11 protein-coding genes, 1 tRNA gene and 1 pseudogene are annotated in these 13,246 nt (G+C 42.8%); 12 read left to right on the top strand and 1 reads right to left on the bottom strand.

Going from position 1 to position 13,246, the window contains the following annotated elements; all coding sequences use genetic code 11:
• The first annotated feature begins 26 nt into the window (after window positions 1–26).
• The 11 genes from gyrA (at window position 27) to BUA56_RS09100 (ending at window position 12,313) form a co-directional block, all read left to right on the top strand.
• Window positions 27–2,540: a DNA gyrase subunit A gene (gene gyrA / locus BUA56_RS09145; RefSeq protein ID WP_072851131.1), complete on the top strand. Its 2,514-nt coding sequence runs from the start codon at window positions 27–29 to the stop codon at window positions 2,538–2,540.
• Window positions 2,541–2,576: 36 nt separating this feature from the next.
• The gene (locus tag BUA56_RS09140) at window positions 2,577–3,215 is read left to right on the top strand and encodes a hypothetical protein (protein WP_072851129.1); all 639 of its coding nucleotides are present in this window, start codon (window positions 2,577–2,579) and stop codon (window positions 3,213–3,215) included.
• A 93-nt stretch (window positions 3,216–3,308) separates the two neighbouring features.
• Window positions 3,309–4,151: a fumarate hydratase gene (locus tag BUA56_RS09135; RefSeq protein WP_072851127.1), complete on the top strand. Its 843-nt coding sequence runs from the start codon at window positions 3,309–3,311 to the stop codon at window positions 4,149–4,151.
• A gap of 42 nt (window positions 4,152–4,193) precedes the next feature.
• Complete coding sequence (locus tag BUA56_RS09130) at window positions 4,194–4,748, top strand: Fe-S-containing hydro-lyase (RefSeq protein WP_072851125.1); 555 nt, start codon at window positions 4,194–4,196, stop codon at window positions 4,746–4,748.
• A gap of 18 nt (window positions 4,749–4,766) precedes the next feature.
• Window positions 4,767–5,477 (top strand): lysophospholipid acyltransferase family protein, encoded by a 711-nt coding sequence (locus BUA56_RS09125; RefSeq protein ID WP_072851123.1) that lies wholly within the window; start codon window positions 4,767–4,769, stop codon window positions 5,475–5,477.
• Window positions 5,478–6,113: 636 nt separating this feature from the next.
• A complete protein-coding gene (locus BUA56_RS22960) occupies window positions 6,114–6,260 on the top strand; it encodes a hypothetical protein (protein ID WP_158640995.1) in 147 nt (48 codons plus the stop codon).
• Window positions 6,261–6,472: 212 nt separating this feature from the next.
• Window positions 6,473–7,459 carry a thiamine pyrophosphate-dependent dehydrogenase E1 component subunit alpha gene (locus BUA56_RS09120; RefSeq protein WP_072851121.1) on the top strand — a complete coding sequence of 329 codons (987 nt, stop codon included), beginning with the start codon at window positions 6,473–6,475 and terminating at the stop codon, window positions 7,457–7,459.
• Window positions 7,453–8,424 (top strand): alpha-ketoacid dehydrogenase subunit beta, encoded by a 972-nt coding sequence (locus tag BUA56_RS09115; protein WP_072851119.1) that lies wholly within the window; start codon window positions 7,453–7,455, stop codon window positions 8,422–8,424. The genes BUA56_RS09120 and BUA56_RS09115 overlap by 7 nt, the downstream gene beginning before the upstream one ends.
• A gap of 34 nt (window positions 8,425–8,458) precedes the next feature.
• Window positions 8,459–8,722: a biotin/lipoyl-containing protein gene (locus BUA56_RS09110; protein ID WP_072851117.1), complete on the top strand. Its 264-nt coding sequence runs from the start codon at window positions 8,459–8,461 to the stop codon at window positions 8,720–8,722.
• A gap of 50 nt (window positions 8,723–8,772) precedes the next feature.
• Complete coding sequence (locus BUA56_RS09105; protein ID WP_084067812.1) at window positions 8,773–10,545, top strand: cobalamin B12-binding domain-containing protein; 1,773 nt, start codon at window positions 8,773–8,775, stop codon at window positions 10,543–10,545.
• Between the two features lie 85 nt (window positions 10,546–10,630).
• A complete protein-coding gene (locus BUA56_RS09100) occupies window positions 10,631–12,313 on the top strand; it encodes a hydantoinase/oxoprolinase family protein (protein ID WP_072851113.1) in 1,683 nt (560 codons plus the stop codon).
• A 121-nt stretch (window positions 12,314–12,434) separates the two neighbouring features.
• Here the strand turns inward: BUA56_RS09100 and BUA56_RS22755 are convergent.
• Window positions 12,435–12,581 (bottom strand): annotated as a pseudogene (locus tag BUA56_RS22755) (ISNCY family transposase); the annotation flags it as partial.
• 322 nt (window positions 12,582–12,903) lie between these two features.
• Between BUA56_RS22755 and BUA56_RS09095 the strand changes: the two are divergent.
• Window positions 12,904–12,991, top strand: a tRNA-Ser gene (locus tag BUA56_RS09095).
• The last annotated feature ends 255 nt before the right edge of the window (window positions 12,992–13,246 follow it).

Below are 13,246 nucleotides of genomic sequence, written 5' to 3'. Positions count from 1 at the left end.
TGACAGCCCCGTAAAAGGAGAAAACAATGGAAGACAATATTTTTGATAAAGTCCATGAGGTAGATTTGCAGAAAACAATGGAAACCTCTTATATTGACTATGCTATGAGCGTTATCGCCGCCCGTGCTCTTCCGGATGTAAGAGATGGACTGAAGCCGGTGCAGAGGCGTGTGCTCTATTCAATGATAGAGCTGAACAACGGACCAGATAAACCCCACAGGAAATGCGCCCGTATTGTAGGTGATACCATGGGTAAGTATCACCCTCACGGCGACAGTTCTATCTACGGAGCACTGGTGAATATGGCCCAGGAGTGGTCAACCCGTTATCCGCTGGTAGACGGACACGGAAACTTTGGTTCCGTGGACGGCGACGGCGCTGCGGCTATGCGTTATACAGAAGCCAGATTAAGCAAGATCTCAATGGAGATGCTGGCAGATATTAATAAAAACACCGTGGACTTTGCGCCGAACTTCGATGAGACGGAGAGAGAGCCTGTAGTCCTTCCTTCCAGGTATCCCAATCTTCTGGTCAACGGTACTTCTGGTATAGCCGTAGGGATGGCCACCAATATTCCTCCCCATAATCTCCGGGAGGTGATAAATGCTGTTGTCAGAATCATTGATAACATTATAGAGGAAGACAGAGATACAGAGATAGAGGAAATTTTAGAGGTAGTAAAAGGGCCGGATTTTCCTACAGGCGCAACCATTTTGGGAACCCGGGGAATCGAGGAGGCTTACCGCACAGGAAGAGGAAAGATCCGTGTACGGGCAGTGACAAATATTGAGACTCTTCCCAATGGCAAAAGTCAGATTATAGTCACAGAACTGCCCTATATGGTAAATAAAGCAAGGCTTATAGAAAAGATAGCGGAATTGGTGAGAGATAAGAAGATTGACGGTATCGTAGATCTGAACGACCATTCCAACCGAGAAGGTATGAGAATCTGTATTGATCTGAGAAGGGATGCCAATGCCAATGTGGTCTTAAATCAGCTCTATAAACATACACAGCTCCAGGATACCTTCGGGGTTATTATGCTGGCACTTGTAAACAATGAGCCTAAGGTACTTAATCTTCTGGATATGCTCCGGTTCTATCTGAAACATCAGGAAGAGGTTGTAACCAGGAGAACACAGTATGATCTGAATAAAGCGGAAGAGCGTGCCCACATATTAGAGGGACTTTTAAAGGCACTGGATCACATTGATGAGGTAATCCGTATTATCAGGAGTTCCAGAAATACACAGATTGCCAAAGAGGGATTAATCGAAGCCTTTGAATTATCCGAGGTGCAGGCACAGGCGATCGTAGATATGCGTCTGCGCGCACTTACAGGTCTGGAAAGAGAAAAGCTGGAAAATGAATATCAGGAATTGATGGAAAAAATCCGTCAGTATAAAGCAATCCTGGCAGACCGTAATCTTCTCCTTAGAATTATCAGGGAAGAGATTCTGGCAATTTCAGAGAAATATGGGGATGAGAGGAGAACATCCATCGGATTTGATGAGTATGATATATCCATGGAGGATCTAATCCCTAAGGATAATACAGTCATCGCCATGACAAAACTTGGATATATCAAAAGAATGACGGTAGATAATTTCCGCAACCAGAACAGAGGCGGCAAAGGCATTAAAGGGATGCAGACGATAGAAGATGACTATATCGAAGAACTGCTGATGACAACAACACATCACTATCTGATGTTCTTTACCAATACCGGCAAGGTTTACAGAATCAAGGCTTATGAGATTCCGGAGGCCAGCCGGACCGCAAGAGGAACTGCCATTATTAATCTGCTTCAGTTATCTCCCGGGGAGAAGATAACAGCAGTGATCCCGATTCATCAATATGAAAAAGGGCATTATCTCATGATGGCTACCAAAAAAGGGCTTATTAAAAAGACACCCATCACGGATTATGAACATGTTCGTAAGACTGGACTTGCCGCTATTACTCTGAGAGATGAGGATGAATTGATCGAAGTGAAGTCTACGGATAATCGCAAGGATATTATTCTGGTGACAAAGTTCGGTCAGTGTATTCGTTTCAGGGAAACAGACGTAAGAAGTACAGGAAGAACATCTATAGGGGTCAGAGGGATGAATCTTGCCGACAATGATGAAGTGATAGGCATGCAGCTGAATTCTCAGGGAGATTATCTCCTGATTGTGTCGGAATACGGTATGGGTAAGATGACCTCCATGGGTGAATTTACGAGTCAGAACAGAGGCGGCAAAGGGGTAAAATGCTATAAGATCATGGAGAAGACAGGAAACGTGATCGGGGCAAAGGCAGTGAATATGGATAATGAGGTAATGTTGATTACCACTGAGGGAATCATTATCCGTCTGTCCTGTAAAGATATCTCTGTGCTGGGAAGAATAACTTCAGGAGTTAAGCTTATGGATCTGAAGGATGGAGTGTCCGTGGCCAGTATTGCCAAAGTAAGGGAAAAGTCAGAGGAATCAGAGCCTAAAAATGAAGAGTCGGGAGCTGAAGAGGAAGAAGAGGAAAAACAAGATAAGGAATAATCAGATAAGGGGATAGAACCCAGGGAGCACGGAAGAATGAAGAAATTAAAAGGGGTAGGAGTCATACTTCTCGCAGCTGCTGTTTTACTCAGCGGCTGCGGGGTGAAAGTAAGCAATAATTCGCCGGAGAGCGTTGTAAAATCTCTGGTCAATGCGTATCAGTTTGAAGATGAGGACGCAGTTAAAAAGTGTTTCGGCATTGGAAAAAAGGATAAGGCAGATGCAGATGTCCAAAAAGAAATAGATTACAATTTGAAGTATTTTAAGGCACATGGGGCAAAGGATATCAATTTTGAAAAGTGTGAGTCACTGGGGACCTTCAATGGTTATGACTTGGTTTATGTAATCTATGACTATGAGATAAAAAAGACAGCCACTACAAAGAATAAAAAAGGCAAAAACGAGAAGAAGACGGTAAAGCTTCAGGCTCCGGCTATCAGTACATACTTTGTAAAGAAAAAGGATAAAGAATATTTTGTGGTTCCGGGTAAGGATATTACAACAGAGATGAGTGATATTTCCAAAGAACAGTATGCAAAGTTTGTAAAGACCGAGGATTATGAAGATTATGAAAAGCGCTATAGCAAATTTATAAAAGAGAATCCGGATTATGAGAATGATATTTCAGAGGCGCTGGATAAATTGCTAAAAGGCGGCGGCAAAGAAAAAAAATGATGAGGGGAAGGGACTTTGAATCAATCTTTTGATTTATAAGTTCCTTTCTGAGGTTTACAGATAGAAAAAGAAGACGGCAGGAGGAACGTAAGGATGAGAGAACTCAGCGTAGGGCAGCTTACTGCAAATATTAAGGAAATGTGTATCGAGGCAAATTATAATTTGTCACCTGATATGGTGCGTCGTATGGACGAGGCAGTCAGCAAAGAAGAGTCTGCCCTGGGGAGGCAGATACTGGAACAATTGCAGGAGAATCTGGAAATTGCAGATAAAGACAGGATCCCTATCTGCCAGGATACCGGTATGGCTGTTATATTTCTGGAAGTAGGGCAGGAGGTTCATTTTACCGGGGGAAGTGTTGAGGATGCAGTACACGAAGGTGTGCGGCAGGGTTACCGGGAAGGGTATCTGAGAAAATCAGTGGTCAAAGATCCCATTTACAGAGAGAATACAAAAGATAATACCCCTGCTGTTATTCATTATTCCATTGTTACAGGAGATCAGGTGAAGATTACGGTTGCCCCTAAGGGGTTCGGCAGCGAAAATATGAGCAGAACTTTTATGCTCAAACCTGCGGACGGTATAGAGGGGGTAAAAAGCGCGATCCTTACAGCTGTCAGGGATGCAGGTCCTAATGCATGTCCGCCTATGGTTGTAGGTGTTGGAATAGGAGGTACTTTCGAAAAGTGTGCCTTAATGGCAAAAGAAGCACTTACCAGAGATAGTGACAGCAGATCGCCGATCCCTTATGTCAGGGAATTAGAAGAGGAGATGCTGGAAAAGATCAATCGATCCGGAATCGGCCCGGGTGGATTGGGAGGCAGAATCACTGCATTGGCAGTCAACATTAATACCTATCCCACACATATTGCAGGTCTGCCAGTGGCTGTGAATATATGCTGCCATGTCAACCGCCACGCTGTCAGGATAATATAAGAGAAATCATAGTTATAGTACTGAATTCAGGGAGGATATCAGATGAATAAGCATATTACAGCACCGCTTGACAATGAAACCGCCGGTGAGCTGAGAGCGGGAGATTATATATATATTACCGGCACTATTTATACAGCCAGGGATGCTGCCCATAAAAGAATGGAGGAGGCACTGGAGAGAGGAGAAGAGCTGCCCCTGGATGTGAAAAATAATATTATCTATTATATGGGACCTTCCCCTGCCAGAGAGGGCCGGCCCATCGGCTCTGCAGGTCCGACAACAGCCAGCCGCATGGATAAATATGCCCCTCGTTTATTAGATATGGGATTAAAGGGAATGATAGGTAAGGGAAAAAGGACTCCTCAGGTATTAGACGCTGTGGTGCGCAACGGTGCGGTCTATTTTGCAGCAGTGGGGGGAGCCGGAGCCCTGCTCTCAAAATGTATTATCTCCTCTGAAATTATTGCCTACGAGGATCTGGGTACGGAGGCAATAAGAAGGCTTGAGGTAAAGGATTTTCCTGTCATTGTAGTAGCGGATTGTAAAGGGAATAATCTCTATGAAACCGCGATCAAAGAATATTGTACAGAAAATTAAGACAAAAGGGATGGAATCATGAAAAGAATTATATTGATGGTTTTATATAATATTATACTTGTCCCATATCTCTATATTAAATTATGTTACTATGCTTCTCATGCGGACAAATATCCGGAGGCTGAGAGATATGAGGTTCTCAAGCTGATTGACCGGCGCGCCATGAAAGGCGGAAGAATCACAATAGATGCCCATGGAGTGGAAAATCTCCCCGACAAGGATGGATTCATATTTTTCCCAAATCACCAGGGGCTATTTGATGTGCTGGCTATTCTTCAGGCCTGTCCCCGCCCCTTTTCTGTTGTTATGAAAAAAGAAATTCAAAATACTCCCTTTCTGAAGCAAGTATTTCAGTGCATGAAAGCATATGCCCTGGACAGAGATGATGTGAGGCAGTCTATGAAAGTGATTCAACAGGTGGCTGCAGAAGTGAAAAACGGAAGAAACTATCTCATTTTTGCCGAGGGGACCAGAAGCCGGAACAAAAATGAATTATTGGAGATGAAAGGCGGAAGTTTTAAAAGTGCAACCAAATCTCAGTGTCCTATTGTTCCGGTGGCTCTTATTAACTCCTATCAGGCGTTTGATACAAAGTCAATAAAAAAGCTTACTGTACAAGTTCATTTCTTGAAGCCCCTTTATTATGAAGAATATAAAAATATGAAATCCACGGAGATTGCTGCTGAAGTGAAACATCGTATTGAAACCGTAATAAAGGAAAATGAGTAGAAACAAAATGTTTTTCCTCTAAATATATTATTGTAAAACCTCCGAAATAATAACTCGGGGGTTTTAGACTGTAGACTAATTTTTTTAGGGTACAAAAAATAAAGGTACGGTTCCTGTAAACCTTTTCTGCCGTACAACGATTTAAAATTCCTTTCTCACTTTGGATATTCGCTTGAGATTTCTCTCTCAATTTTTCCCAATGTTCATTAGCCTTCATGACTTTATTTTTATGGTCTCTTCCCATAATTTCAAAATTTTCTTTATATTTCATGAGTTTATTTACACATGCCTGAATATTATACTGATAAAACAGTAAAATCCATTTCATCCATTACTTTTTAAGGGTAAAGACCGGGTTTATTTTTTATTTGCAATATAATTCAAAAAAATCATTATAATCATTCAATTTCAAGGCTTTGCAATTTTTTATAATATTCAACTGCTGAACTACCATCTGGTTATTGACAAAATTAATGAAATGAGTTATTATTAGACTAATTAAAAGTGTAACGAAAAGAGTAATAAAAATAGTAATAAAAAGATATAAAGTTACAATAAAAAACAAAAAAATATTAAAGAAACGCTGTAAATTGGGCGATGATTAATTTGAAGAAGGTTTTTATATAGATTGTAAGCATGTACAGCTCGCAGGAGGGTATCATCTATGCGGAGCACTGGGTAAACGAGCTGAGAGAAGCGCTTGCAGATGACGAAGACCGTTGCGGCTTCAAGTATCTGGTAATGCATATAAAAGTTACGGCAATCGGTAAAATGTTGGCATAAATAAGTATATTTAGATTTGGGTGTCAAAAGGTTAATGGCCTTTGATATATATTTGTACCTTGAAAACGCGAGAGATGACTATAACTGCTTTATCTACCATCAGAGGAATCTGGATGCTGATGGCTCTCGCATATATTCAATTTTCAAGGTTACTTTTAATATATCTTTTGACACTAGAATCTAATTTATTTTTATCGACAAGGAGGTTTGTAATGGAGAAAGAAAAATTACTGGAATTGTATGGGACTATGCAAAAAATCCGTAAATTTGAACAGCATGCGGCCAAGAGTTTCGCAGCCGGCATCATTCGCGGAGATTTACATACCTATATAGGAGAAGAAGCAATAGCCACCGGCGTGTGCGCAAATCTGTCGGATGACGATTACATCACAAGCACACACAGAGGACACGGCCATCTTATTGCAAAAGGTGCAGATCTAAAGCTGATGCTCGCTGAGCTTTACGGACGCAAAACCGGATACTGCAAAGGCAAGGGAGGATCCATGCATATCGCTGACACAAGCCGCGGAATCCTGGGTTCCAATGGTATTGTAGGAGGCGGATTCAATCTGGCCTGCGGCGCTGCATTTACTGCAAAAGCGAAGAAAACAAACAAAGTGTGCATATGTTTCTTTGGAGACGGAGCAACTGCCGAGGGTTCTTCCCATGAAGCCATGAACATTGCAAGTCTCTGGAAACTTCCGGTTGTTTTTGTAAATGAAAACAATCAATATGGCATTTCCTGCCATATATCGAAAGGAATTCCGATTAAAGATACTGCTACCAGAGCTCTTGCCTATGATATGCCCGCAGTGACAATTGACGGCAACGATGTGCTTGCCGTATACGAGGAAGCTCGCAAGGCCATCGAGCGTGCAAGAAAAGGAGAAGGCCCGACATTTATTGAATGCAAGACATACCGCTGGAGAGGACATTTTGAAGGAGATCCGGACAACTACCGTCCGAAAGAAGAAATCAAAATGTGGAAATCAAAGGACAGAGAGCCTATCGCAAGATTTGAAAAATATCTTATGGTAAACTGCGGTGTAACAGAAGAAGAATTCACAGCCATTAAGGCCTCCATCGATGCTGAAATCGTAAAGGCAAATGAATTTGCTCTGAACAGTCCGCACCCTGATAAGATGAGTGCGTTTACAGATGTCTATACTGATATTGTGGAGGAGGGCAGACCATGGTAACTAAATTATATTCAGAAGCGATCAGAGATGCAATAAGGAATGAAATGCTGAGAAACCCGGATGTATATTGTATCGGAGAAGACATAGGCGTTTTCAACGGTTCATTCGGAGCAACAGCGGGCCTGCTTGCTGAATTCGGGCCTGGGCGTGTCTATGACACACCAATTGCAGAGCAGGCGATTACAGGTATCGCGGCCGGTTCTGCTTTGACTGGCATGGTGCCTGTGGCTGAGATAATGTATAACGACTTCATGCTTTGCGCGGCAGACCAGATCATGAATCAGGCTGCAAAATTCCGTTATATGTACGGCGGCGGCATGAAAGTGCCGATGACGCTGAGAATGGCGGTAGGAGGTGGACTGCAGTGCGCCGCACAGCACTCTCAGAGCCTGGAGGGTCTGCTTGTACACATCCCGGGTCTTAAGGTGGTATATCCTTCCACACCTGCGGATGCGCAGGGGCTTATTATCGCTGCTATACGCGATGAAAACCCGGTAGTAGTTTGCGAGCACGAATTGCTTTATCAAACAACAGGCGAAGTGTCTGAAACCTTTGAACCGATTCCAATCGGAAAAGCTGATGTCAAGAAAGAAGGCAGCGATGTCACAGTTATCGCCACTGGTCTGTGCGTACACAAGGCTCTGGATGCAGCCAAAGCACTGGCTGAAGAAGGCGTCAGTGTGGAAGTGGTTGATCCGAGAAGCCTATTCCCACTGGATAAAGAAACAATTTACAAATCTATATCCAAAACGCACAGAGCTGTAGTAGTGACTGAGGAGTGCAAGCGAGGAGCATGGTCTGCCGAAATGGCATCGAACATTGCAGAAGACATGTTTGATTCTTTGAAGAGCAAGATTGTGAGAGTGGGCGCGCTTAATACCCCGATCCCATTTGCGATTGAGCTTGAAAGCCTTGTGATACCGCAGACAGAAGACATCATACAGGCGATTAAATCCGTAATGTAATTATTGTTGAGTATAAGGAAAAGGAGAAAAGGAAATGGTGACTGTAGTAAGCATGCCTAAGATGGGCATTACGATGAAAGAGGGCAAACTTGCGGAGTGGCTCGTAAAAGAAGGCGATACAGTTAATGAAGAAGATTCTCTGTTTGTAGTTGAAACAGATAAACTCACAAATGAAATCGAAGCGGAGGCTTTCGGCGTGGTAAGAAAGATCTTGGTACAGGCAGGAGAAACTGTGCCTTGTCAGACACCTCTGGCTATTATTGCGGACGCAGATGAAGATATTTCTGGAGCTCTGTAAAGTATCCTGGCAGTGATTTTATATAGTTCAAATGAAAGGTATATAAGAACATGAGTGAAATATTGAGCAAAACCGATAGAGAATATATTGCGAGCATGATACCGGAGAATCTTCCTGATTGGAAAAAGTCATGGCAGGAAGGATATGAAATAGGAAAAGGCATTGAAATTCCGGAGACGCCGTTCTTCAAAAAACATGGAGTCAAAAACCTGGCTGACTATCTGTTGAGGAAGGCGGAAGAAGGCAAGGTAATGTGGAAGATCCTGGAGGGGTTCGCCACACTCGAGGAAGAAATAGAAGGTATGAAGGCAGTCCAAAAATGGAATGAGGAAACAGGACTGTGCATCAGCTGTGTACATCAGCTGCCTCAAAACACGGTAGGCGTACCTAAGGACAAGAGGGAAAACCTTCCTCTGGCTTTGGGATATATGCTGGAAGAGCCTCAGGACTGGGTAGATCTGGCCATGGCTTCCGATGTACATGTAATTTATGCGGATAACCACCTTGGCTGGCCGAATGCAGTATATACCACGATAAACTCGCTGAAAGCGGGAAGTACATATACAGGTCTTATCGGCACATTTTTCCAGGTAGCGCCGGGCTGCCCGGATGAAGTATGGAATCAAAATGAAAATGTAAAGGCTCTAGGCATCGTAGCGGCCAAATACGGCGAAAAAGTTATTGCAAACTCCAATATGGACGATACAGCTCCTGCATATTACATGGACTTTGCTTCCTCTCTCGCATGGGGCAGACTTGAAAGATACATCGTATCAGACCTTTGCAAGGCTCGTTATTCATACAGCTTCGGCAATTTTACATCAAATCTCATAAACATGGCCTCCATGGTAATCGCAGGTACGAAAGTATTCTCAAAGGATGACCAGCCGGGCATGGGATATGTAAACGGAAATACAGTAGATTCGTGGGATCATCATGTACATGGCAACTTTTCATTTGCTGTAGCAGAAGCCATGATGCTGATACTGGTAGTTAAAAAATACAGACTGGGCTGTGGATATATCCCGGTGCCTATGAACGAAAAGGTTACTATCCCTACTCTTGAGGAAATCCTCGACATGAGCTGCGCGTGCCAGCGCTCCGAGGAAATGGCAGACTACTTCGGAGTAAATATGGATTGGACTATGATCGAAAAACTGAGCGATGAGCTTGTGGACTTCTCTGATAAGATGTTCCAAAACATACTTACGGGTCTGAAAGAAGCCGGCGTGGACATTACAAACCCTACAGAGATGCTGGTAGTGCTTAAGAGACTGGATCCTACGAGATTTGAAAAAATGTTCCACCCTTCCGTAGTGCAGGACGGAAATGATCAGATCATACCGCTGATGCCTGCTACACTTTGGGAAAGATCTCAAAAGCTGATTGACGAATTTGTTGAAGAGCTGAAAGACAACGAAATCGTACCTAAAGTAAAAGGCAGAAGTGTATGCATGGCATCCGGAGACATACATTATTGCGGTGCTCTTGTAATTTCCGAAACCATGAAGAGGCTGGGCGTGGATGTGTATTACGGCGGCAACCAGCTGGAGGCGCTTGACATTTTAGATCTTGCCGACGAGCAGGGTATCACGGATATTTGTATATCCTTGCACAACGGACAGGCTCTTCCATATGCAAAATTGCTCAAAAAATTGGCCGACTCCAGAAACAAAAACTATAAATTCATCATGGGCGGCGTAATGATGAGCTTCGAGGATGAAGACGCTCTGGAGCCTACGGATGTGACGAAGCAGATTGAAGACCTTGGTATCATCGTGACCAGAAATGTGGAAGAAGTTATGCAAGCTCTTCTCAGATAGGTAAACTCATTTAGTAAGATGAAAAGCTAAAGAATATCCTGCTTCCGCACAAGACCGGAAGCAGGATGGGATTTAGGAGGATTATATGTCATATGTTATCGGAATTGATACCGGAGGCACCTACACCGATGCTGTTCTGCTTGACAGCAGCAAGCAGGGAGAGGCGAGGGTAGAGAGGAAAGCAAAGGCCTTTACTACTCATGATGAGCTGGAAAAGGGCATAAGAAACAGCATTGCCAACCTCAGACTTTCAGACAGCGAAAGAAAGCAGATAAAGAAAGTGGTTCTCTCCACTACATTGGCTACAAATGCAATTGTAGAAGGCAAGATAAGCAAGGTAGGACTGATTCTCATAGGAGAAGCACCGAGAGGAAAGTTAGCTTCGGAATTTGTAAACCAGATAAGCGGAAGCGTAAATATCAAGGGAAGTGTGCTTTTGCACATCACGCCCGGAGAAGTTGCGCAGGCAGTGAAAGAATTGATGCCGCATGTGGATTCCATCGCTGTTTCGGGGATGGCCAGTGTGCGAAATCCGGTGCTTGAGCAGAGCGTCAGGAAGATCATAAATAATATGTGCGAGCTGCCTGTGGTGTGCGGGCATGAGCTTGTAAGCAATTTGGGATTTTTGGAGAGAACCAATACAGCTATTATAAATGCGGGTTTGCTTCCAATCATAAATAACTTTGTAAAGGCTATAAAGGCCGTACTTAAAGAAAATAATATAAGCGCCCCTGTCTTTGTAGTTAAAGGCGACGGCAGCATCATAAAAATCGATGTGATTAAAAAAACTCCGGTGGATACGGTATTATCCGGGCCGGCATCAAGTATAATAGGAGCAATCAACCTTACGGGATTGGACGATGCAATAGTCGCAGATATGGGCGGCACCACCACAGATACGGGTATCGTGCGAAAGAAAAGAGTAGAGCTCTCCTTGGAGGGAGCGTTGGTCGGGAGCTGGAAAATAAGGATAAAGTCAGCGAAACTGTATACTTTCGGCTTGGGAGGAGACAGTGACATTAAGTTAATCGACGGTGCTATAAAAGTAGGGCCGGAAAGAGTGCTTCCTGCCTGCCGGGGAGGACAAGATACAGTCACTCCGACTGATATACTCCACTACACAGAGGAATTTGTGGAGTGGGATAAAGAGAGGGCTGCCGCATCTATAGAGAAACAGGCAAGCAAAGCGGGACTTCATACAGACGAATATGTAAGCAGGGTAAAAGATGCGGTTGCAGACAAAATATATGATAATGTATCGGAATATGGCATTTCAGAGCTGCCGATTGTAGCCATCGGGGCTCCGGCAGAATCCTGGTATCATATAGCCAGAGAAAAATATGCTTTCAAACTTGTAGTGCCCAGGCACTATGAAGTAGCCAACGCCGTAGGCGCTGCGACCGCAGGCATACATGCGGAAGTGGAAGCAATCATCCGGCCGGGAGAGCAGGGATTCGGATATCTGGTACATACCAAAATAGGAAGATATTCATTCAAAGAAAAAGAAAAAGCACTGCTCAAAGCAATAGAAGTGACCAGAGAATGCGCCGAAAAAATTATAACGGATCAAAACCTGGAGATCGCCTCTGTTTCATGTATGTGTGAGGACATATACAATAGCAGAGGTCAGTTGATTTGCGAGCAGATTGACATACAAAGCGACGGAGAAATAAATCTCAATAAGGTAGTGAATCCGGGCAAGTACTTGGAGACTCGGATTAAAATTATGGCCACAGGCAAAGACTTATTTTATCAAGCTGCTAATTAATAAATCTATAGGTAATTGTGAAACTCGCTAAGTTTGTTCGTTATTTTTACTAAAAATAGGTAGAAATCGTGAAACATGTGGTCTTGGGGCAGATGAATTTCTGACGGGCAATGCCATTTTAATTGTAGAAAGAAATATGACGGATGATACCAAGTCCGTTGGTGATAATATCAAATTTAAATACATAGCAGAAGTGACCATTAATATATAGTTGATTCATTTCTGGATTAGCAGCTGCATGAGAAGGCATCGTATCATAAGCAACCTTAGGAGTCATTGGGTATTAGATGTACATTTTCGCAAAAGCTCAAGTAAAAAATAGCTTTTCTTAGCAGTAGAGAGGGTACCCCTGTGATAGAAAAAATAATATCTTAGAGGGTATCCTTTTATCTGCAAATTTAATGGTAAAATAATGCAAGAATTGACTTAAAACTGGGTATAATATAAAGAAGATATTAATTCATGACAAAGCTGTAAAAAAGTTATGGAAAAATATTGTAGAAAATTATTGACAAAAGAGTTTTTAGCAAGTATAATAACATGTGCGTCACCAAATTGGGAACGCATATAATTATTCTAGTTAGGCATTTGGAGAAGTACTCAAGTGGCTGAAGAGGTGCCCCTGCTAAGGGTATAGGTCGTTTACGCGGCGCGAGGGTTCAAATCCCTCCTTCTCCGGTTTTTGCTAAAATAATTATAAAAAAGCCTTGACAGTTAATGGTAAGATATGGTAATATATCAAAGTTGCTGTTAGGCAATGAAAAAAAGTAAAAAAGTTGTTGACAAGGCGTACTGCTTATGATATTATATAAAAGTTGCTGTGAGTCACACGGAAATAACTGATAAAAAGAAATAAAAAAAGTTATTGACAGACACGACAGCCTGTGGTAATATTTAAGAGTTGCTGCTGAGATAAGAAATCAGCCGACAACA

Source organism: Lactonifactor longoviformis DSM 17459 (assembly GCF_900129135.1).
Taxonomy (GTDB): Bacteria; Bacillota; Clostridia; order Lachnospirales; family Lachnospiraceae; genus Lactonifactor; species Lactonifactor longoviformis.
Note: the sequence above shows the minus strand (reverse complement) of the source record. Positions and strands in the feature narration are given on the sequence as shown.

Bases quoted from the DNA above. Each gene is read 5' to 3' on its own strand.
- gyrA (WP_072851131.1), top strand. From the start codon at position 27: ATGGAAGACAATATTTTTGATAAAGTCCATGAGGTAGATTTGCAGAAA.
- BUA56_RS09140 (WP_072851129.1), top strand. From the start codon at position 2,577: ATGAAGAAATTAAAAGGGGTAGGAGTCATACTTCTCGCAGCTGCTGTT.
- BUA56_RS09135 (WP_072851127.1), top strand. From the start codon at position 3,309: ATGAGAGAACTCAGCGTAGGGCAGCTTACTGCAAATATTAAGGAAATG.
- BUA56_RS09130 (WP_072851125.1), top strand. From the start codon at position 4,194: ATGAATAAGCATATTACAGCACCGCTTGACAATGAAACCGCCGGTGAG.
- BUA56_RS09125 (WP_072851123.1), top strand. From the start codon at position 4,767: ATGAAAAGAATTATATTGATGGTTTTATATAATATTATACTTGTCCCA.
- BUA56_RS22960 (WP_158640995.1), top strand. From the start codon at position 6,114: ATGTACAGCTCGCAGGAGGGTATCATCTATGCGGAGCACTGGGTAAAC.
- BUA56_RS09120 (WP_072851121.1), top strand. From the start codon at position 6,473: ATGGAGAAAGAAAAATTACTGGAATTGTATGGGACTATGCAAAAAATC.
- BUA56_RS09115 (WP_072851119.1), top strand. From the start codon at position 7,453: ATGGTAACTAAATTATATTCAGAAGCGATCAGAGATGCAATAAGGAAT.
- BUA56_RS09110 (WP_072851117.1), top strand. From the start codon at position 8,459: ATGGTGACTGTAGTAAGCATGCCTAAGATGGGCATTACGATGAAAGAG.
- BUA56_RS09105 (WP_084067812.1), top strand. From the start codon at position 8,773: ATGAGTGAAATATTGAGCAAAACCGATAGAGAATATATTGCGAGCATG.
- BUA56_RS09100 (WP_072851113.1), top strand. From the start codon at position 10,631: ATGTCATATGTTATCGGAATTGATACCGGAGGCACCTACACCGATGCT.